Below are 20510 nucleotides of genomic sequence, written 5' to 3'. Positions count from 1 at the left end.
TCTCTCGCCGGCTTCAGCCCTTCACCCGTCAGAAGCCCCTCTTTCCCTCTGTTTCCCGCCTCAGCAGTCCCAGGTAGCCGCCGCTGACCATCTCCTCCGCCTCGCCGACAAGTCGTTGCATGCGGGAGCGGTAACCGGACTCCCAGAGCTCGCGCGCCGCCATCTCCCCGAAGATCGCCGCCGCAACCTGCCGCCGGCTCGCGCCCGCCATTTCTCCGTCCCAGGCGCGCAGCATCATCGCCCAGCGCCTGACCCGGCGCTCCGGCGGAAAGAGGCCGCGCGGCAGACGGCCGAGGCGGCAAAGCCCGCACAGGCGTTGCAGCGTCAGAACCTTCGCCTCCATGTGCCGGAGACCCGACAGCAGGTAGCGAAGGCACACCGGGCCATCGAGAACACTGCCTGCCGTCACCATCAGTTGGAGATGGCGCAAGCCATCGCTGAAAAGCACGTGCTCGGATCCGCCGCAGCACAACACGGTCGTCATTGACGCAAAGCATCGGATGTCGAAGGCGTCGGTGTGGCCGGGTGCAATGGGCTGCGCTTCCACGACGAGCACCGATGGATTGAGATCGGGCAGCCAAAAGACGTCCGTAGCCGGCAGGGCAACGCCAGTGGTGAAAGAAGACGCCCCAGTGTTCGAACGGCCCCGGATTCTGGATACGGAGGACTCGGGGCTGAGCGGCCTTCAGCCGGGGCTCGGTGGCGGACGGACGGAGTGGAGGCGACACCTGTGGCAGCCCACCGGCAGCCGTGGCGAAGTCGGGATTGCGCTTGAGCCACTCCCAGGCCCAACCGGCCCGGTCCAGGTCGATGAGGGGTTTGTAACTTTCGGGATCGCGCCAGTCGGCGCGCGGACTTATGCCGGGGACGGTCTTCTCCTTGGACATGGGGCTTGTCTCCTCCCATGAGGCCATCCGGCCGTAGCGGACGCGGCGCGGCCATTTGACGATCCGTCGCACAGCACCTGGAACAAGCCGCCTCCTGCCAGGTCGATGTCACTGGCGGGAGGTCGCCGACGACATCGATTACTATCGATAGTTGAGACACGGGTTGGCTTCCGTGTTTTCGCGGCGTCTTTCAGGAAATCGTTACAATATTCGCAACATCAGACCTGGATAGATCTGCAAACTACAGAATTTTATTAAAGTACAAATGAACTCGGGCAGAGATAACAAAACCCGAGATTGCCACAGTTGCACCGTCCTCATCACAAAGTTGCCACAGGATCATCGATTTTGAAACACACACTCTACCGGGAATGGAACTTGTTAAAGGCCGGCAACCCGCTATCGGCCGAGATATCAATTTTCAGGCGATGGAGATTGCGTCATGGCCGAAACCACTCTGGTCGATTTCACGTCGGAAATTGCGTCCCCGGTACTGTCTGTCACGCGGCGCATCGCCCGCAACGGCATTGTCGTCAGCCGATGCGATATCCCGATCAATCCCGGGACACAGATCGTCACGGCACAGTTCGCCCTCTTCATGCATGAAAGCGAACCGCTGGATCTCATCTGCCGTCTGCCAGAAAGCCGCCGCATCGAGAAGCATTCGGTCGCTGCAGGGCACTTCCATTTGAGCCCGGCCGATCGGGCCGCCCATGTCGGCTGGACAGCCGACAAGCAGTCCTTCGTCATTGCCATGGAAAATAGCTTCATCGAACGCACGATCGGCAACGCCTTCGACGGGCGCGTGCCCGAGATCAGAGGTAGGGCGGCGCTCCGCGACCCGGCGGTCGAGGAGCTGATAGCCTGCCTCAGGCGCAGCTTGATCGACGATAGCCGCTGCGGCGGGCTCTGCCTGGACCTCGTCGGTACCTCGCTCGCTCTGCGCTTGTTTGAAACCTATGGCGAAAACGGTAGGCCGCCGCCGTCGATCCGGGGCGGTCTCGGCGCCTCGCGCCGGCGGCGGATCGTCGACTTCATCGAGGCGCATCTGGACGAAGATATCGGGCTCGCAGCGCTCGCCGCGGAAGCAGGACTCAGCCCGCATCATTTCGGCAAGGCGTTCAAGACGACGTTTGGCAAGCCTCCTTGCCGCTACATCACCGAGCGGCGGATTCAGAAGGCGAAGGAGATGCTGCTGTCGGACGGCGCGTCGATCACGGAGATCGCGCTCGCCCTTGGCTTTTCCAGCCACAGCCATTTCACGGACGTGTTCCGCAAGATGACAGGGACGACGCCTTCGCTGTTCCGCAGGAATTGCACCTGACCGGAGACATTATACCAACGGGCGCTTCAATTGACTCGAAAGGGATTCCCCTTTCGGCGTTGATGTGATTCACCGTGGCAGGGAGAACCTGCCATGCCGAAGGTCGTTGAGGTCAAGCCGAGCTATACGCCTGCACAACTGCGTCGACTGGCGGCGTTGACGAAGAACGCGAGCCAGAGCCGCCGCCTTCTGTCGATTGCGGCTATTCTGGACGGAATGAGCCGGGCGGATGCCGCGAAGATCGGCGGCATGGACCGCCAGACGCTGCGGGACTGGGTGCATCGGTTCAACGCGCTCGGCCCGGAGGGGTTGAAGGACAATCGCCGTCGCGGAAATCCGCGCCGTTTGTCGTCGGAGCAACATCAGGAGCTGGCGGGCCTTATCGAGACCGGCCCGGATCGCGCAACCCATGGCGTAGTGCGCTGGCGCCGTGTTGATCTTCAGCGATTGATCGAGGAGCGCTTCGGCGTGGTCTATCATGAGCGGACGGTTGGCAAGCTCCTGAAGCACCTCGGCTTCTCGCACATCAGCGCCCGCCCGCATCATCCCGGGCAGGACGCCGGTGTGATGGAAGCGTTCAAAACTTCGCCTCGACGCTGAAAGCGCATCTGCCACCACGCGCACACGATCGAAAGATCGAAATCTGGTCCCAGGATGAGGCGCGCATCGGGCAGAAGAACGGCATTTGTCCGGCAATGGGCTCGCCGGGGAACACGCCCACGTCAACCCGCCGACCAGCGCTATGAAAGCGCCTACCTCTTCGGCGCGATCTGCCCGGCCCGGGGTGTCGGGGCCGGTCTTGCCATGCCTTTCGCCGACACCGAGGCGATGCAGCAGCATCTTTGCGAAATATCGTCCATGGTCCGACGAGGCGGCCATGCCGTTCTGCTGCTTGATCGCGCCGGCTGGCACACCACAGGCAGCCTGTGCTGGCCGAAAAACATCACACCGATCCTGCTGCTCTCGCGCTCGCCGGAACTGAATCCCGTCGAGCAAGTCTGGCAGTATCTGCGCGCCAACTTCCTCTCGAACCGCGTCTTCGAAACCTACGACGACATCATCGACGCGGCCTGCGAGGCATGGAACAGCCTCATCGCCATGCCCGACACCGTAACATCAATCGGAACCAGAGCATGGGCCGTTATCGGTCAATCGTGAGGGCCGCTGGTACTAATCGACATATGCCCGCGGGCCCCCGGCGCCATTCCGTATTAAGATAGGTGGAGCAGCACCGCGCACCCGACGCCCGGAGGCTGCCCTGAACGGGCGCCATGGATGTGCACGGCACGGAGGACGGGTGCATGGCCAAACTCGATCCCGAGATCGCCGACGATGTGCCGTGGGCGGACGAAATCACGTCCTATGACGAGGACCACTTCATCACCTACCTGCGCCTGCTGGACGCGGAGGCCGAAGGCGCAGACTGGCGCGAGGTCGCCCGCATCGTCCTGGATCGCGATCCAGAAGCTGAACCCGACCGAACCCGTCACTGCTGGGAATCCCACTTCCAGCGCGCCCGTTGGATGACCGAGCACGTTTTCCGCTATCTACTCGATGCGGTGCGAGCCGGATAGGTATTCCGGATCATGTCGTCGGAGACCAACGCCATTTGGTCTTCGTGACCGCAAGCCTCACCACCACACTTGAGTACGGTGTCGGACAAGGCAAAAGGCCGCCTTTTTGCGACCTAAGTAATTGTTATATCTCACATTCTATTGAGTTATAACGAAAGTGGTTGCGGGGGCAGGATTTGAACCTGCGACCTTCAGGTTATGAGCCAAGCGGAAAGCCACTTTTGGCACAATCCGCCAACAATTCTCAATAAGCATATAATTGAAACGGCGGCATTTTCTGATTGAGCCCTTCAGGCTGTTGTTGAGGTTTTTTGCTTCTCAGTGTGCCAAAAGTGTGCCAAAAACGGTTTGGCGCATCCGCGCCGCTCCTCTCCCCCTCGTGTTCCCGAGGCATACCATGGCGACCATCCAGAAGCGTGAAGGCAAGAAAGGCCCGTCCTATCGGGTCATGGTTCGGATGAAGGGCTTCCCCGACCAAGTGCGCACCTTCAAGCGGCTGACGGACGCCAAACAGTGGGCGTCCGATACCGAAAGCGGCATCCGCAAGGGCGAGTTCAAGAACGTCGTCCGCACGGCCGCGACCAAGACGCTCCAGGACGTGATCGACCGCTTCCGCAAGGAAGTGTTCATCCACAGGGCGGAGAGCACCAAGCGGGCGGAAGGCTCCTTCCTCGCCTACTGGGAGAAGACCCTGGGGCAATACTCCCTCGCCTACATCACGGCCGACATGGTGAGCGACAAGCTCGCCGAGCTGGCTGCCGCCGGCGACGGTCGGCGGAAGCCGCCCGAGGAAGGCGAAGAGACCAAAGCCCCGAAGGCGGCACCAAAGCCGAAGAGCCGCAAGACGATGAAGCACTACCGCGACATGCTGGCGGTGCTGTTCAAGTACGCGGTCCAGTGGGGCTGGACGGGGTCGAGCCCACTGGATGGCGTGAACCGGATTACCAAGATCAGGAACGAGCGTATGCGCTATCTGAGCGATGCCGAGCGCAAGCGCCTGCTCGATGCCTGCAAGGCCAGCGACAACGAGCACCTCTACCCCGTGGTGGTGTTCGCGCTGTCCACCGGCGCACGGAAGAGCGAAATCCTCGGCCTGACGCTGGCCGATCTCGACCTCGACCGTGACACGGCTGTGCTCCGCGATACCAAGAACGGCGACACGCGAGCGGTGCCCGTCGTCCATCACCTGCGCGACGTGCTCGAAGGCCAGGTCGAGAAGGTCAATGGCGTCTACAAAGAGCTGGGCTCGCCGCCGGGGCCACGCTGGCTGTTCCCCCGCCGGGACGGCGAGGCGCCGATCGACATCCGCACGGCCTGGGAGAACGCGCGCGATACGGCGGAAATCGCCGATTTCCGCTTCCATGACCTCCGGCACTCGACGGCCAGCTACCTCGCCATGAACGGCGCCAGCCTCGTCGAGATCGCCGAAATCCTCGGCCACCGGACGCTCCAGATGGTCCGGCGGTATGCCCACCTGTCCGAGAGCCACGTCAAGGGGGTGGTCCGGGAATTGAACGAGAAGATGTTCTGAGGCATAGATTAGGCTTCCTGCTGTTTATAGGCCCCGAACCATGAGGAAAACATGGTGGATTACAGGGACCTCGCTACCGTGAAGCAGGTTGCGGCGGATTCGCCGGTCATCACGGAGCACACGTTGCGCTGGTGGATATTCCATGCGGAGACGAATGGACTGAAGCCCGCGCTGCTGAAGATCGGTGGCCGGGTCTACATCGACCGCGCCGAATTCAACAAGTGGCTGGAGGGCCAGCGCATGGCTCCGAAGCCGTTGAAGCCCGCGGCCTGACCGGCCCCTTTCCTCGACTGAAACCCCGCCGAAAGGCGGGGTTTCTTTCTCCATAACAACCTAACTTAGCACCGGCTTGACCGCATTTCGTTGACGCTCACGCATAGACTGAATCCATTCTTCCAGAGCCTTGATCTCATTTAGCAGATCATCAAGTGATACGGCTTCGGGATTCAACGCTTGTGCCGCCGAATGAAGATCTTCGGACAACCTTGCCTGCGCGGCCATCACGCGCTTCACGTCATCTTCCGTGAGAATGCCAAGTTTGAACATTGAGGTCGGCTTGACCTTGTTGTCGAACCTTTCAAGCACGGGGCGGATATAATCTGAGATTGCCTGCTCCCAGGCATCACGCAGTTGACCAATAGTGCCCTTACAGAAGATGGTACGCTGAGTATCTGTTAGGTTGTCGAAGCCCGGTTTCTCCGCTTTGAGCGATGACCGCAACGAGTTGCACATCTCAAGTCCAGATTTGGCCTTGTCCGGTAATTCGTTCTTAATGTAACCGGGCTTGTCCTGCTGCCGCCGAACATTGCGAAACGCGATGGATCGGTTTACCTTCTCCGCCTCGCGGCGAAGCTCATACAGAAACGCAAGGTCGTGCGTGAATACGATGACCTGGCGATGGTCCGCCTCTTCCACCAGCCGCGATGCGACCGCGCCTCTATGGATATGGTCAAGCGATGACATTGGATCATCGAAAACAATACCGGAGTAACGCTGCGCAGTGACCAGTTCGGCAAGGAACGCCGCGAGCGCAACGCAGCGGTGTTCACCTTCGCTGAATATCTCGCCGACCTTGGCGTCCGGCCGCTCCACCAACGCGACGCGAAAATAGGATACTGCTTGCCGGTCCTTCTCCTTGCGCAGTTCAACCGGCATGCGGGACAGCTTCAGCTTGTCAATCTCTCGCGCGAACCGACCGCGAAGCGCATCCGTCACCATGCGGTCCGACAGTTCTTTGTTCTTGTCGGTGATGGGCTTTTTCGCGGTCGCCTTGAGCGCCGTACTGATCTTCTCAATCTCCTTGAGGCGGGCGATTTGCGCCTTGATGTCGGGGAGCAGCGGCGCAAGGGCGGCGCGCTCCTTCAGCTCAAGGTATTCGGATTTCAGTTTCTTGTAGTCTTCGCTTTGCGTATTGGCGGAAAGTTGCGCGGCGCGCGTTTTGAGATCGGATGCGAGGGTCGAAAGCGCCTGGAGCGGATCAGCGCCAAGCGGCTTCGGTTCGCCATACGCCCTGACCATCGCCCGAAGCCGCCAGAGCACTACGACAAAAGCCCGACAAACTTGCTGCGCAAGCGACGCATCGCCGATTTCGGTGGCGAGGAACTTGCTAGATTTCAGAATATCGCCAGAGCGTAGCCTCCGCCCTTTCAGCTGTGTAAGGGCCGCGTCCAGCTTCGCACGCGCCGCCGCTTCATCAGCTTTGGTCGAGCTTTTGACAAACGACTCAAATGTCTGTTGGCGGGCGATTGCCTCCGCGCTGAGGGGCTGCTGGCAAAGCACGCAAAGCGTGTCCGGTTCGCTCGAAGGGAACGTCCTTCCGGGATAGGCGACGGTGTCCGCATAGGTGCGTGCAGCCTCCCATAGCTTTTGCCAAGCGGCTTGGCCTACCTCGGGCAACGGCGATGCGCTGAATAGCTGCTGCGACGCTACCGATGCGGCTTCCACGGCATCGCCATGCGCCTTGCGCAGCGTATTGATTTCAGCGAACGCCGCCGAACTCGTGGCGCCGATGAGAGCTTGAAGGGTGGTCTGGAGGCGCTCAACCTCTCCGCGCTGATTCTCCAGACGCGCCACAGCGCGCTTGGGGTCTTGAGCGAAGTCGGTTTCAAGCGTGGAGAGGCGCACACTTTCTTGCTCGCTAAGTTCGGCGAGCTTATCCAGCTGCGAGATGTTGGACTTGGCGCTTAACCCGAAAATATAGCTGCCGGCCGCCGTTTCCGTACTAAGCGTCGGGTTAGAAATCGCCAGCGGTACTTGGCCTTTGAGCGTTACAATCTTGCTGTCGAGGACTGCTTTGATACGGTCGGCGGCGTCAGCCAACGCTTCCAGTAAACGCATTGGCCGGGGGATGTAGGCGACCTCGTTTGTGCTCTCGACATGGATGCTGGCACTTCTAGAGTCAAAGATGCTGACGGATGGGAGGTCGCTGTGCGGCTCGCCGTCAGGCGTCCAACTGAACTGATCAGTGTTCGTGCCCCGCGCGAAGCATATCTCGGCAGACTGCGGCGTGTCGGTCTTGTCCTCTAAGTCCCTGTGGATTGAGAACTTTCCGTCCCGCGAACGACATGCGTGCTTCAGGACGCGAACGTAGCCCGACTTGCCCGAACCGTTATCGCCGTAAATCACCGTCAGCCCCGACGGCTCAAAGGATAGCTCTTGCTGGCTGGCCAGCGCGTTGATGGCAGTGGGGTTCTTTATCGAAAGAAGCGAAATCGGTTCCGCCGCGCTCGTTTCAGCCGCAATATGCGATTGCGAGATCGGCGCATGGGTGCGCGTCGGATCGAGGCAAAGCTCCGTAAGTTCTGCAATCGCCTGATCGTCGAGCGTTTCGCCTGTGACCAGCCGGCGAAGCGCATCTCTCTGCCAAGCAGGCCGTTTCTCCGCCCATGCCACAAGGTCCGCAAGAGCGGCCTTTTCGGTCAGAGGCGCGGATGGCGTGGCCGCGACGCTCATGCCGCCCGGCTCCCCGGTGAAGTGTCTGACGGCTTGTCGCTTTCAAGGAGAAAGCCGGAGCGCGTGGCCGCGTTAAGACAATCTGTCGCCGACGAAGCGGCGGCATTGAGCATCTTCTTCAGGCCCTCAAGCCTGTTACAGGCATTTACAAACCGCTGCTGAGTCTCAATGTCTTTTGGCACGGGTATTTTAATCTTAGATAGCTGTTCGAAATACAATCTGAACCGTACCGACCCCTTGGTTTTCAGGTTGATTTCGTGACGACCCGCCTCACTTCTCAAATAGTGATATACGTATTCAGGCAACAAGTCTGGTCCACAGCAGAAGACGACGTAGTCAGGGCTCGTGATACCTTGCTGCGTATCGTCACGAACGACGCCGATTGACCCGATATTGATACGCATGGGGTTGTAGGCAAGGTAATGCGTCCGTAGCACCTTGTATCGTTCAGGCGATTTGCCGATAGCCGTCTTCGGATTGGTAATCCCTTCTTCGGCAGACACGCCCAGGAGTTGCAGCTCGGGTGAATAGTCCTCACCGATCCGCTCGTCCGATTCATACGTGTGGCCACCAAGCAACTCCCACGGTGATTGCCTTATCAATTCCGTGACCTGCGCCAGCTCGGCTTTAATGGCATCGGCCTCGTCGGCATACGAGCGCATTTGCGCAGAGAGGGTTTCAAGGTCTCCCCGGTCAGCCAAAGAAATGAATTTTCGGCGAGGGTTCTTGATGTCGAGATTGAGATTTTCGTCGAGGTCATCCCGCCGAACAAGCCAAGAGGTATCCGTTTCCTGCCTCGACGCTATGAGCTTCTTGAGCGGCTCCATCCATTCGTAAAGCAAAGGCTTGGTCTTGCTGAGCGAGTAGCCGAGCGGAAGGGACGGCTCGCAATAGAGAATTGATTGTGTTGGTTCGCCGCGCTCAAAAAATATGACGTTCGATTGTATGTCAGTGTACGGGGCAAAAACATTGTGAGGCAGGCGCACTATCGCAGTGATATTGAAATCGCCAAGCAGCGTTTCGCGGATGCGCTTGGCAACACCTGGGGATGAAAGGCTGCCATGCGGCACGACGACGGCCGCACGCGCCGGGCGACCGGCGAGAGTCGGCTGGCGCTTGAGCTTGCGCATGATGAGTTGCAGGAACAAGAGCGCCGTTTCCGCCGTCTGGCGGTCTTCCGGGAAATTGCCCTGGATACCCTTCTCCTCCTCCCCGCCGAAGGGCGGATTGGTGAGGATCACATCGACGCGCTCTTTCTCGCCGATCTCGGAGAGCTTGAAACGAAGCGCGTTGCCGGGGTCGATCTGTGGCGCGTCCAGCCCGTGCAGCAGCAGGTTCATCTGGCAGAGCAGATAAGGCAGGGATTTGGGTTCGCAGCCGGCGATAGTGTCGTTTTGCAGACGCTTGCGGTCGGCGACGGTCTTCACCTGTTTTTCAAGGTGGTTATACGCCTCCACCAGAAAGCCGCCTGTGCCGCTGGCCGGGTCGAGGACGGTTTCGCCAAGGCGCGGGTCGGTGACTTCCACCATGAAGCGGACGACGGCGCGCGGCGTATAGAACTCGCCAGAATCGCCCGCCGCGTCGCGCATTTCGCGGAGCATGGATTCATAGAGTGCACCAAGGGTGTGAAGTTCGTCCGACGACGTGAAATGAATCCCGCCGACCTTGTTAACGATGTCGCGAAGCAGATAGCCGCTCTTCATGCGGTTATCGACGCCCTTGAACACGGTGGCTATCACGTCGCGTCGGTTGTCGCCGTTTGAACTGGACAGCGAGCGCAGATAAGCGAACAGGCCGGGGCCTTTCTTGCCGTCGGCGCGCACGGCTTCCTCGGCATTGATGAAGGAGAGCAATTCGTCGCCCGTGATTCCCTGCGGATCAGCGGCCCAATCGCGCCAGCGATACGGGGCTTCGATGGCGGCCTTGAACTTCTTGCCCGACAGCGCGGCTTCCTCTTCGCGCTGCTGCTCAAGATCGTCGAGGAATTTGAGGAACATGATCCATGTCAGCAGCGGCAAACGGTCGAGGTCGCCGTTCAGCCCCTTGTCCTTGCGCATGATTTTGCGGGCGGAGTTCAGCAGACTCCCAAGCATCTGGGCGGTCGTCATCGGTGCGGCGTCTGCGCCGTTCTTTTTCTTAGTTCGTGCCATAGAGCAATCCTTGCAGGTCGTTCACGGCCCGGCGAAGCTCATCGGGGCCGCCGAATAGCTTGATGATCTCGGCAGGCTGGCCGTGGGTTGAGATGGGCGGAACCTTGAGCACGTCCGGCAGGACAAACTGCGCGTCGCCGTGTTCCGCATATTTTTCCAGAAGCTCGTCGAGCACCTGACGCGCCTCGGGGGAAAACTTCTCGAAATAGTCCTTGCGCTCGGCTTTGAGGCGCTGTGCTCGCTCGCGCCGGGTGCGAAGCGGCGCGTTGAAGGCGAGATGGCAAAGCAGGTCGAAGGGGTCCGCATCGGTCTGCCCCGTCTGTTCGGCCAGCACGTCAAAGTCGATGCCGCGCTCGGCCAGCGCGGCGATAATCTCGCTGCGCTGGCCTGCGTCCGCCCATCGATTGCGAAGCTCGGCGGAGGTCGGCGCAAGCGAGCGAACGCTTTCGGCGGCATAGTCGGTGTATTTGACGACGCGAAGCTGCTTGCCGTTCGGATCAAGCTCGTGGACCAGATGGGCCACGACTTCGACCCGCCCCCCGTCAAAATAGAATTTGCGCGGCTCGCCGGTCGGCGGTTCGATCACGCCGGGCTCGCCTTCCTCCGGCGCGGCAGGCTCCGGTTCCTGCCCTTCGGGGACCGTTTCCGTCGTCGCGGTGGTTTCCCCGGCGTCGTTCACTTCTTCTTCCGTGATCCGGGCCGGATCGCCGTCGAAATCCGGGTCGGCGAACATGCGGGTTGCCGAGCCGGTGTAGTCGAGGATATTGAACCAGAGTTTGCCGTAGTCATCGCGCAGGCGTGTCCCACGTCCGATGATCTGCTTAAACTCGCTCATAGACCCGACAACGCGTGCCAGAACGACATTCTTGCACGTCGGCGCGTCCACGCCCGTCGTCAGCAGTTGCGACGATGTGAGGATAACTGGCGTCTTGGTTTCGAGGTCCTGGAAACGGGATAGATGCCCGCGCCCGATTGCGCCCTCGTCTGCGGTGACACGCGCCACAAGGTCCGGATATTGCGCCACAAGGTCGGCATTGAGATTGACCAGAGCCTGCCGCATCTCCGAGGCGTGTTCCTGATCGACGCAGAAAACGATGGTCTTGGCGAAGCGGTCGGTCTTTTTGAGGAAGTCGGTCAGGTGGCGGGCGATAGACTGCGTGCGGGCGCGCAGAGCGATGACCCGTTCAAAATCCTTGGTCTGGTACTCATCGTCGGGGATTGCTCGGCCAAAGCGATCCACCTCGTCCTTGCTGGGCCGCCACCCTGCCGCATCCCATTGGGTGACGACGCGATGAACGCGGTAGGGAGCAAGAAAGCCGTCGTCGATGCCCTGGCGCAGGCTGTATTCGTAGAGCGGGTTGCCGAAATAGCGGTAGGTGTCACGATTGTCATCTCGTAACGGCGTCGCCGTCATCCCGAGCTGGAAAGCGGGTTTGAAATGCTCAAGGATGACGCGCCATGAACTGTCATCCCGCGCGCTCCCGCGATGGCATTCGTCCACGATGATGAGGTCGAAGAAGTCCGGCGGGTAGTCCCGGAAAAGCCCAGCGCGGCGCTCGTTCTCTGCAAGTGCCTGGTAGATGGCGAAATACATTTCCCGGCTTTTGACGATCTCGCCGGATTCAATCTTGTAGCGCGCGTCCCCAAAGGGGATGAAGGTTTTGTCCTTCGGGTCGTCAATGAGGATGTTGCGATCAGCAAGGAACAGGATACGCGGCTTGCGATGCTCCCCGGTCGTGTTCCAGCGGCTCGACCAGAGCTTCCAGCAAATTTGGAAGGCGACGATGGTCTTGCCAGTTCCCGTCGCCATGGTGAGAAGCAGGCGTTTCTTCCCGGACAGAATGGACTCGACCGTGCGATTGATGGCGATCTGCTGATAGTATCTCGGAGGTTTACCGCCCACCGTGTTGTAAGGGGCGATCAGGTGCTCTATTCGCTCCGGCGTGTCGATCCCGCTGCCTGTTTGATAGCGCTGCCAGAGTTCTTGGGGCTTGGGAAAATCAGAGACGCGAGTTTCCGTCCCCATGAAATAGTCGATTTCGATAATTTCAATCCCGTTGGTGGCGTAGGCGTATTTGAGGTCCAGAATCTCTGCGTAGCTGCGAGCTTGCTGAACGGCATCGGCGGCGGATTTGTAGCTGGCCTTAGCCTCGACCACGGCAAGAGGAAAGTCCCGCATGTAGCGCAGCAGATAGTCCACACGCTTCGGAGGCTTGCGGACAAAGCCTTTGCCGACGGGAATGACGCGCCCATCCGTGATGGTGCGCTGCTCGGCTATGGAATGGGGTTCATTGTCCCAACCAGCCGATTGCAGCTTGGGGACGACGTATTTCCTACAGGTGTCAGCTTCGGTCGCCATGTCGCGCACCCTTCTCGATACAAAGCCTACTGCGTGCCATGCGCGGGCTACTGCTGTGAGGGAACGCCTCCGCAATCCAGACGAAGCCTCCGAAGCTCTGAACCATGGCGATTGCCCCCGACACTATTCCCCTCCCCGTTTTTTCGCCTCGGCCGACTGCTGCTCTATCCATTTATCAATGTCACCGCGCCGGAACCGCCATGCGCCGCCAACCTTGAAGCCGGGAATCTTGCGCTCGGCTGCGAGTCGGTAAGCCGTCTTCTCGGTGAGCTTGAGATACTCAGCCACCTCCCGGATCGTCATTATGTCGGTGTCCATACGGCTCCCCGCCGGAACATCCAGCCCGTATTGAGAAATTACGGGAAGAATCGGGAAAGTCCAAGAGGAACCGTCAGGCGGCGCCCTCTCGGAGCGCTCCCCGGCCGCCCGGCAGGTGCCGATATAGAGTGGCAGGCGACACGCCGAGTTGGTTTGCGACGGCTGCAACGCCTATCTCAGGGTTGCGTAGCAGGGTTCTGGCCATGCGGAGCTTATCCTCGGACAGCTTGCGCCGCCGGCCGCCCTTGCGGCCTCGTGCGCGAGCCGCTTCCAACCCTGCCCTCGTGCGCTCGCGGATCATGGCGCGCTCGAACTCCGCCAGGGCGCCAAAGATGTGAAACACCAGCATGCCGCCGGCCGTCGTCGTGTCGATGGCTTCGGTCAGGGAGCGGAAGCCCATGCCCTTGGATTGAAGAAGCTCCACGGTGTCGATGAGCTGGCGCATGGAACGGGCCAGGCGGTCGAGCTTCCAAACGACAAGTGTGTCGCCGGAGCGCATGTAGTCCAGCGCCTTAAGAAGCTCGGGCCGGTCACGCTGCGCACCGGACGCGGTTTCAACGAAAATGCGTTCACATCCGACCGCCGAAAGGGCGTCCGTCTGAGGTGTCAGATTTTGCTCGGCTGTTGAAATGCGGGCGTAACCAATATTCACTCTCTCAAAATCCGTAAATTTAACTCGGACAGTGTATCAGATTTCGACGCACAGTTTTGAGAAATACAAAAGAGCGGAAACACGTTCCGCCCTCCTCAGAACATCCGCCCTGTCAGTATCGGTCGTTTTTGCGAGAGATATTTCCGCCGGTTAGGCCAGCGAACATCCGTACTCTTTCCCACTTGGACACCACCCATTGGCTGTGTCTCAAAGTTTGTCGGCGAAAAGTTTAGTCGCTCGCTGGCCTTCGGCAAAAACCCGTTAACGCGGGTTGCACGATCCTGCCATGCCAATAGCGCACCCGCCCGCTAATTCTGGCGTGCCCGCCGGATTGGGCTTGGTCCGCTTGCCCGCCGGTGAGGGCTTTCCTCGTTTACCCGCCGGACTTGGGTTGCAAGATCCTGCCATCCCAATAGCACACCCCCCGACAACTTCGGGGGTCCCGGCCGGATTGGGCTTGACCGGTTTGCCCGCAGGTGTGGGCCTGTACTTAGCCCTCTGACCCGCCGGCGTCCGCGAAGAGTTAAACTTCTTGGCTTTGTACTGCCCGACAATCATCTCCGTCGAATCGTTGGTTGCAGTAGCCCTCACTGCTTGACCTTCCACCGCATACCCATAGGCAGTCATCGGAACCACGGCGAAAAGAGCAAGAGTTGCAATTGACAGCGACATCAGACATTTTATATCTATGCATGATTTATAATTAGCGTTAGACATGACGCTTTCTCCATAAATGTTTGAAAATAACTTGAATGCCATTTTTACAATCTGCATGATGTTAAATTTAATTCTGAATTAACTTTTTATTCCTCCTATTTTTAATGAAACCCTGACGGTGACTGCGTCATGCCTACTGGTTCTTGTCGTTCTCATCATTGTCGTACCGAGCGTTGATGTCGCACAATCCTTTACTTGTTACGTTCCAGTCAGCGGACTCGGCCTCGCATTTATTGCCGAAGGTGCGAGTCTCTCCGGTTTTGCTTCGCGCACAGACAGGGTCGTAGTGCCTCGTGCAGAACCCCCGAGATGACGCCGCCTTCTTCGTGGCTTGGGGCTTCTTCAATGCCCACTCGGCAGCCGCAGTTTGTGCAAGGTGCTGCCCAATCACCGCCTCCGGCCGATGGTCGGGGTCTGTACACTGAGCGGATGCCGCGGCCAATGTTGATAGAAACGTTGGCAGCAGCGCGGCAATGGACAGTGCGTATATAAAGGAAAATAAGATGATGCGTCGCGTCAAATGATTCTGACCTTTCTAGGATTCAACTGAAACGACCTACGAAATCCCAATCACTGATCTCAGTCTTCATGGGCCACGCTCCGCACAGGCGTGGTGTAATTGCTCTGTGACAGATTCGAAGACGCCTTCCGAGCAAAGGGCGGTTATTGTCGCGAGACCTCTGGTCCCGTCCGCGCCACCCACTAAGAGAGCTCTCGCCATCTGACCATGTTGGGTTTTCGGCAATCGGACGCCGCACCGATCAGTTCCAACGTATTTCGACTCACAGGCGCGTCGCTCGATTGTTTCTTGACGCACCTCCATGCAAAGCAAGTTGCCGTTAGCAGCAATCCCTCTGACAACATGCCCCGGCGGGCAGGTACCGGAGAGCGAGGCATTCAGGTTCACGCATTTCGGGGTGCTTCCTGAAAGAGATTGGAGCGCCTGGCCGGCTGGACAGTGGACGTCGATACCAGGCGAGGTGCCACCGCCGCCGCCGCCTCCTCCGCTTTGTTTGATATGCTTCTCTACGACCTTTACCCGGACATCCAGATTCTCTGACTGCTTGACGAGTTTGCGGAGGTCTACGTGGAGGCTCTCAATCTGCTTGGTGAGTTGACGGTTCTGTTCGCGTAGCTCATCAATCCGAATGCTATAAGCCTCCAAGGTGGCCGTTACAGCCTGCGAGAACTGGAGATAGTCATTCTCCAGACGGTTAATGTTCTCTCGGGAAATGCTTACACCTGTTCCGGTGCGTGCCACACCCTGAGCTTCAGCGACCACGGTCGCGCCCAACACGGCGCTTGCTGCTATAAAGCAAACAAAAGTAATGTGGTGACATTTCATTCGGATTCACTCCCACAAATTGATGGACATTCCGTCCGGTCAATGACTTATGGGCAGCTCTGAAAATGCCATGTAGCTTTGTGCTGACAGTATTACTGACAGCAGCACAGTTGGAGCCGTTATCTTCCCGAACTCTGCATCCCCCACAAATTCTGCTAAGAGAATGCGCCTGCCGGTGTTTCAATCCCTCAAGCGATCGGCTGGACGTTCGTCGCCATCGGCGATCGGCGCGGCCGCATCCAAGGCCGCGGCCGTATCCTCGAAACCACTGCGCCGCGCCTCATTTGCGAGGTAGCGGATGCACCAAGCGAGCCAACCAGCTTCAGTAGCAGCCTGCTCCTGACCGCAATGCGGCTCGGCCGCCGGCCATTCAGTATCGTGTGTCATGCGGCCACCCTCTCCTGGCTGAACTCATGGAGGTTGGCGATGACAGGACCCACCGCACCTGTGCGTCGAGCTACACGCGCCAGATATTCGGGCGACACCTCCAACCACTCGGCCGCGGCCGTGTCGGTGCCAGTGTGCATCGTCCCGCCCAGGCGGATGGGATTCCAGCCGGCGCGGCGCATGATCGGCTCCATGCGTATGTCTGATACCGAGACATATGCGCGAAGCCCGGCGCTCAAGCCAAACTCCAGCATGCCGGCCATGAGGATTGCGGCGATGTTCGCCGGCGCCGTCGTCTGGTCGGCGCAGAAGCGCGTGCTCTCCCAGACGTGTGCCTCGCGCGGCAATACGCCATCGACCAGCTGAGGGAATACGTCGGCCAGCAAGTAAGGGCCTGTCGTCGGCAGAAGTCGTGTGCAGGCGTTAACGCGGCCGTCCGGCGCGCGGTGAATCAGGTAGTGCGCATCCGGCAGGTCGAACTGGTCGAGTTCCAGTCCGTTGACGACGTTGACATCCCAGCCGAGGCGTTCCTTGAAAACTGCGCGGCGGAGCTGGTGCATGGAGGCGAGCGCATCCCAATGCAGGTGCGCGTTGTCACGCGAAATAAGTAGAAGCATCAAAAATTCCTTTCCTGAAATTAACTCAGGAAAGGAAAACAGATTTTGGCGCAGGGCGTATCCTACCCACTCGGGTAGTTACCGGCGGGTAAAGCTGTCACGGGCTTATCAGACCAAGGCGAACAGCCTGCACGATAATCTCATGACGGGAGAACGTACCGAATTTCGCCCGAATATTTTTGAGATGGTACTTCACTGTCTCCTCCGATATGCAGAGGATCATCGAAATCTCCCATCGGGTCTTACCCTTGGCGAGCCAGAGCAGGCACTCCCGCTCCCGTGCGGACAAGCTGATCGGTCCACGGCCGGATCGTCCCAACGACATCAGCTCCCGCGCGAGATTGTGGAAGATGAGGGAGATCAGATGAACCTCCTCTCCGTGGCAACGCAGCATGCTGGCCAGACGGCGCGTCTCTTCCTCGGCGACCATGGACACCATCGCGAGCGAACCGTGCACGCCATGCACCGGAATGCCCAGACCCTCGCCAAGACCGAACGCCTCGGCTTCGGCAAAGAAGCTCTTCTGCTCCTCCGTCGGCTCGACGCCGAAAGACATGCTGCTCCAGGTGAAGGGCAACAACTGCTCCGGCCCCTTCAGAATGACCGGGTCGATGAGGTGGTAGCCGCTGTCGATGTAGTGGTCGCGCCAGGCATCCGAGAACGTCGTCAGGATCACCGGCTTTTCGTCCGGCAGGGCTTCGGCGCGGATGACCTGATAGGCCCATTCCCGGAAGCCGAGATCGGCCAGCACTTGCGAGAACAGCGCCTCTAGCGCGGCCAGGTCAGCCACGTCCCGCGACTTTTCGATGAAGTCCAGTACCGCCAGATTGATGTTTCGCCCTCCCCATTATCCTTATGCTTATGGAGGAGACAGAAAGCATTAAATCTACATTTGTTTATTTCGTTCTTTCTTCTGTGACGGTAGAATGAAATAAAAAGGGTATTTTATTGAGTATCGTTATTGGCTTCGTTTCGCAGAAGGGCGGCGTGGGGAAGAGCACACTGGCCCGCCTGATCGCCCGGGAATATGCCGCGGCGGGCTGGCACGTCAAAATCGCGGACCTCGATATCCAACAGGGCACCAGCTTCAACTGGCAGGCGCGTCGCCTGCAACGCGGGCAGGAGCCCGCCGTCCCGGTCGAGCGGTTCGGCACCGTCGCACAGGCGCTCAAGGTGGTGGCGCCCTACGACCTGCTCGTGCTCGATGGACCCCCGCATGCGACCATGGGCACCCTGCACATCGCCGAGGCCAGCCGGCTCACCGTACTGCCCACCGGCCTTGCTCTCGACGATCTGGAGCCGAGCGTTCTGCTCGCCCACGAGCTGGTGCGCAAAGGCGTGCCTGCCAGCCGCCTGGTCTTCGTGTTCACACGCGCCGGCGACAGTGGCGCCGAAGAGGACGAGGCGAAAGCCTATGTCCGCCAGGCGGGCTATCGCTATGTCGATGCCGCCCTGCCGGAGAAGGTCGCCTATCGCCGCGCCAGCGACGAAGGCCGCGCCTTGTCGGAAACCCGCTTCGCCAGCCTCAATGCCAAGGCCGATGCCGTCGCGCAAGCTCTGGTCGACCTCATTACCGAACAACAACAAGAGGAAGCCGCCTGATATGGCCAACGTCCCCGCACCGACCCGCTCGACCAAGGGCAACCCGCCCGCTTCGGCCGAGATCCCGCACAATCTCCAGCGCCCCGAGGGAAGCGGGCTGAAGCCGCTCAACTTCAAGGTCTCTCCGGAGTTTCATCGGGAGTTCAAGTCGCTGGCGGCCATGCACGGCATGTCCATGCTCGACCTGCTGCGCGAAGGCTGGGAGTTGGTGAAAGCCCGGCGCGGGTAACGAAATCGTCCTTTATGGAAATCGTCCACGTTTTCAACCTACCCGTTCGGGTAGGTGAAAGATCGCGTCTGCGTAGTCACAAATAAGTACGGAGGCGTTGCCGACCCCTCATTTGGCAAAGTCGTCAATTGGGAATGCGACGAACGGGATCGGCAACACTTCCATTATTGTCTCATCCGATAAGAATTACCACACGTCAGCTAAAGTAATTTTCTCGTCGCTCCATAAGTCCTTGGCAAAGTCAACTACCAAGGGAATGCACCATGGGGCATTTACGTCTATTGTGGCGCCTCGTCAGGCTTGTCCTCGTCGAGCTGCCAATCTGCCTGCTCATCGCGGCGCTCATCTGGGCTCTCATCGACAACCTCACCGTCGGAACCGACAGGCTGCTTGTACTCGCGACGGCGGGAAGCATCGCCTTCGCCGGTATCCTCTTCTTCGCGTATCGCCTCTACCGCCGGCCGAGCGACGCGCACGGCGCCGCCGCATTTGCGACGCCGGCCGACATCGGCCGCGCTGGTCTGCGGTCACGCGGGGTCATCCTCGGCAAGAAGGGCGGACGCTTCGTCCGCTTCGACCGGCCGGGCCACTTGCTCACCTTCGCGCCGACCCGTTCCGGCAAGGGCGTCGGTGTCGTCATTCCCAACCTGCTCGACCATCCGGGCTCGGTGGTGGTGACGGACATCAAGGGCGAGAACTACCGCATCACGGCCAGGCACCGAGGCACGCTTGGGCCGGTGCATGCGTTCGCGCCTTTCGATCCGAACATCGAAAGCGCTTGCTACAACCCGGTCGAGTTCATCCGCACGGGCACCGTCAACGACGTGGACGATGCGCGGCTGATTGCCGAGATGATCGTCGCGCCGGAAAGCCACGAGCCGAACCACTGGGAGCGCGAGGCGCGGGTGCTTGTCACCGGCCTGCTGCTCCATATTGCCCATGACCTGCCGCCCGGCCGCCGGAACCTGCGCGAGCTGCGAGTTCTGCTCATGCGCTCGCGCGAAGGCTTCGACGGCGTGCTCACCGGCATGGCCGATGCCAAACACCCCATCGTGCAGCGTATCGCTCAGGGGTTCTCGCAGAAGGAGGACAAGGAGCGCTCGGCCGTCATCTCGACGGCGCAGACGCGGACGGAGGTCTTCGACAGCCCCCAGCTCGGGGCGATCACCAGCCGCTCCACCTTCCGGCTAGAAGACCTGAAGAACGGCGTCATGTCGGTCTTCCTGATCATCCCGCCGGAGTATGTCTCCGTCTACCAGCCCTTCCTGCGCCTGATGGTGGGCCTAACCACGGCCGCGATGACACGGAACAAGCGGATACCCCGCCATCCGGTGCTGTTCCTGCTCGATGAGCTGCCGGCGCTGGGACCGATGCGGCCGATCGAGGACGGCATCGGCTACTTGGCTGGCTACGGGGCGCACCTGTGGCTGTTCGTCCAGGACCTCGACCAGCTCCAGAAGACCTATCGGAAGTGGCGCTCGATGATCGCCAACTGCGCGGTGCGGCAAGCCTTCAACGTCCAGGATGATGAAACGGCGCTGCTGCTTTCGCTCATGCTCGGCCAGCGCACGGTGAAGGTCTCCAGCGGAGGCAAGAGCGGGCGGTTCCCGTTCCTGGCGCTGGCGTCGAACTACAGCGAACAGCACAGCGAGATCGGAAGGCCGCTGCTGGCGCCGTCCGAAATCATGCTGCTGCCGGAGAGCTGTCAGCTCCTGTTCGTGCAGGGCTGTCGGCCGATCCTGGCGCAGAAGCTCCGCTACTTCGAGGAACGGGCCTTCAAGGGGCGCTGGACGCCATGGCGCATGGATGCGGCGGAGGACGATCCCGGCGCGCTCATATCCGCCGACATGATGAAATAACGAAAGG

Annotated in this window: 17 protein-coding genes and 1 pseudogene; 8 read left to right on the top strand and 10 right to left on the bottom strand. The window is 60.0% G+C overall.

Annotated features, from left to right (window positions below):
• Positions 1-28 precede the first annotated feature (28 nt).
• The gene (locus EPD66_RS16070; RefSeq protein ID WP_142849531.1) at positions 29-547 is read right to left on the bottom strand and encodes a DUF2285 domain-containing protein; all 519 of its coding nucleotides are present in this window, start codon (positions 545-547) and stop codon (positions 29-31) included.
• A gap of 782 nt (positions 548-1329) precedes the next feature.
• Between EPD66_RS16070 and EPD66_RS16065 the strand changes: the two genes are divergently transcribed.
• From EPD66_RS16065 to EPD66_RS16045, 5 genes and pseudogenes are all read left to right on the top strand, one after another.
• Positions 1330-2211, top strand: coding sequence for an AraC family transcriptional regulator (locus EPD66_RS16065; protein ID WP_142849530.1), 882 nt, complete (start codon positions 1330-1332; stop codon positions 2209-2211).
• A 93-nt stretch (positions 2212-2304) separates the two neighbouring features.
• Positions 2305-3369 (top strand): annotated as a pseudogene (locus tag EPD66_RS16060) (IS630 family transposase).
• 143 nt (positions 3370-3512) lie between these two features.
• Entirely contained in the window at positions 3513-3785 is a 273-nt protein-coding gene (locus EPD66_RS16055) for a DNA -binding domain-containing protein (RefSeq protein ID WP_142849529.1), read from the top strand.
• Positions 3786-4182: 397 nt separating this feature from the next.
• Positions 4183-5316: a site-specific integrase gene (locus EPD66_RS16050; RefSeq protein WP_142849528.1), complete on the top strand. Its 1134-nt coding sequence runs from the start codon at positions 4183-4185 to the stop codon at positions 5314-5316.
• A 51-nt stretch (positions 5317-5367) separates the two neighbouring features.
• On the top strand, positions 5368-5589 hold the full coding sequence (locus EPD66_RS16045; RefSeq protein ID WP_071923272.1) for a helix-turn-helix domain-containing protein: 222 nt from the start codon (positions 5368-5370) through the stop codon (positions 5587-5589).
• A 60-nt stretch (positions 5590-5649) separates the two neighbouring features.
• Here EPD66_RS16045 and EPD66_RS16040 read toward each other — a convergent pair whose 3' ends face one another.
• The 9 genes from EPD66_RS16040 to EPD66_RS16000 form a co-directional block, all read right to left on the bottom strand.
• Entirely contained in the window at positions 5650-8268 is a 2619-nt protein-coding gene (locus tag EPD66_RS16040; RefSeq protein WP_142849527.1) for an AAA family ATPase, read from the bottom strand.
• Positions 8265-10418, bottom strand: a complete 2154-nt coding sequence (locus tag EPD66_RS24385; RefSeq protein WP_221931000.1) for an N-6 DNA methylase — start codon at positions 10416-10418, stop codon at positions 8265-8267. The genes EPD66_RS16040 and EPD66_RS24385 overlap by 4 nt, the downstream gene beginning before the upstream one ends.
• Positions 10405-12777, bottom strand: a complete 2373-nt coding sequence (gene hsdR, locus EPD66_RS16030; RefSeq protein WP_142849526.1) for an EcoAI/FtnUII family type I restriction enzme subunit R — start codon at positions 12775-12777, stop codon at positions 10405-10407. Before hsdR ends, EPD66_RS24385 begins: the two co-directional genes overlap by 14 nt.
• Positions 12778-12900: 123 nt before the next feature.
• Positions 12901-13095, bottom strand: a complete 195-nt coding sequence (locus tag EPD66_RS16025; protein ID WP_142849525.1) for a helix-turn-helix domain-containing protein — start codon at positions 13093-13095, stop codon at positions 12901-12903.
• A gap of 73 nt (positions 13096-13168) precedes the next feature.
• Entirely contained in the window at positions 13169-13747 is a 579-nt protein-coding gene (locus tag EPD66_RS16020) for a recombinase family protein (protein ID WP_142849524.1), read from the bottom strand.
• A 1303-nt stretch (positions 13748-15050) separates the two neighbouring features.
• Entirely contained in the window at positions 15051-15809 is a 759-nt protein-coding gene (locus EPD66_RS16015) for a hypothetical protein (RefSeq protein ID WP_058898883.1), read from the bottom strand.
• 180 nt (positions 15810-15989) lie between these two features.
• On the bottom strand, positions 15990-16196 hold the full coding sequence (locus tag EPD66_RS16010) for a hypothetical protein (protein WP_058898882.1): 207 nt from the start codon (positions 16194-16196) through the stop codon (positions 15990-15992).
• The gene (locus EPD66_RS16005) at positions 16193-16813 is read right to left on the bottom strand and encodes an acyl-homoserine-lactone synthase (RefSeq protein WP_058898881.1); all 621 of its coding nucleotides are present in this window, start codon (positions 16811-16813) and stop codon (positions 16193-16195) included. The genes EPD66_RS16010 and EPD66_RS16005 overlap by 4 nt, the downstream gene beginning before the upstream one ends.
• A gap of 97 nt (positions 16814-16910) precedes the next feature.
• Positions 16911-17603, bottom strand: coding sequence for a LuxR family transcriptional regulator (locus EPD66_RS16000; RefSeq protein ID WP_142849523.1), 693 nt, complete (start codon positions 17601-17603; stop codon positions 16911-16913).
• 158 nt (positions 17604-17761) lie between these two features.
• Between EPD66_RS16000 and EPD66_RS15995 the strand changes: the two genes are divergently transcribed.
• From EPD66_RS15995 to EPD66_RS15985, 3 genes are all read left to right on the top strand, one after another.
• Complete coding sequence (locus EPD66_RS15995) at positions 17762-18415, top strand: ParA family protein (RefSeq protein WP_142849522.1); 654 nt, start codon at positions 17762-17764, stop codon at positions 18413-18415.
• Position 18416: 1 nt separating this feature from the next.
• Complete coding sequence (locus EPD66_RS15990; RefSeq protein ID WP_142849521.1) at positions 18417-18644, top strand: hypothetical protein; 228 nt, start codon at positions 18417-18419, stop codon at positions 18642-18644.
• A gap of 263 nt (positions 18645-18907) precedes the next feature.
• Complete coding sequence (locus EPD66_RS15985) at positions 18908-20503, top strand: type IV secretory system conjugative DNA transfer family protein (RefSeq protein WP_142849520.1); 1596 nt, start codon at positions 18908-18910, stop codon at positions 20501-20503.
• Positions 20504-20510 lie beyond the last annotated feature (7 nt).

Source organism: Telmatospirillum sp. J64-1, assembly GCF_006980715.1.
Lineage (GTDB): Bacteria > Pseudomonadota > Alphaproteobacteria > Rhodospirillales > Magnetospirillaceae > Oleiliquidispirillum > Oleiliquidispirillum nitrogeniifigens.
The sequence above is the reverse complement of the archived record's forward strand: the minus strand, read 5'-3'. Positions and strand labels throughout refer to the sequence as shown.

Bases quoted from the DNA above. Each gene is read 5' to 3' on its own strand.
- EPD66_RS15990 (WP_142849521.1), top strand. From the start codon at position 18,417: ATGGCCAACGTCCCCGCACCGACCCGCTCGACCAAGGGCAACCCGCCC.
- EPD66_RS16010 (WP_058898882.1), bottom strand. From the start codon at position 16,196: ATGACACACGATACTGAATGGCCGGCGGCCGAGCCGCATTGCGGTCAG.
- EPD66_RS16045 (WP_071923272.1), top strand. From the start codon at position 5,368: ATGGTGGATTACAGGGACCTCGCTACCGTGAAGCAGGTTGCGGCGGAT.
- EPD66_RS24385 (WP_221931000.1), bottom strand. From the start codon at position 10,418: ATGGCACGAACTAAGAAAAAGAACGGCGCAGACGCCGCACCGATGACG.
- EPD66_RS16040 (WP_142849527.1), bottom strand. From the start codon at position 8,268: ATGAGCGTCGCGGCCACGCCATCCGCGCCTCTGACCGAAAAGGCCGCT.
- EPD66_RS16065 (WP_142849530.1), top strand. From the start codon at position 1,330: ATGGCCGAAACCACTCTGGTCGATTTCACGTCGGAAATTGCGTCCCCG.
- EPD66_RS16055 (WP_142849529.1), top strand. From the start codon at position 3,513: ATGGCCAAACTCGATCCCGAGATCGCCGACGATGTGCCGTGGGCGGAC.
- hsdR (WP_142849526.1), bottom strand. From the start codon at position 12,777: ATGGCGACCGAAGCTGACACCTGTAGGAAATACGTCGTCCCCAAGCTG.
- EPD66_RS16015 (WP_058898883.1), bottom strand. From the start codon at position 15,809: ATGAAATGTCACCACATTACTTTTGTTTGCTTTATAGCAGCAAGCGCC.
- EPD66_RS16005 (WP_058898881.1), bottom strand. From the start codon at position 16,813: ATGCTTCTACTTATTTCGCGTGACAACGCGCACCTGCATTGGGATGCG.
- EPD66_RS15985 (WP_142849520.1), top strand. From the start codon at position 18,908: ATGGGGCATTTACGTCTATTGTGGCGCCTCGTCAGGCTTGTCCTCGTC.
- EPD66_RS16050 (WP_142849528.1), top strand. From the start codon at position 4,183: ATGGCGACCATCCAGAAGCGTGAAGGCAAGAAAGGCCCGTCCTATCGG.
- EPD66_RS16025 (WP_142849525.1), bottom strand. From the start codon at position 13,095: ATGGACACCGACATAATGACGATCCGGGAGGTGGCTGAGTATCTCAAG.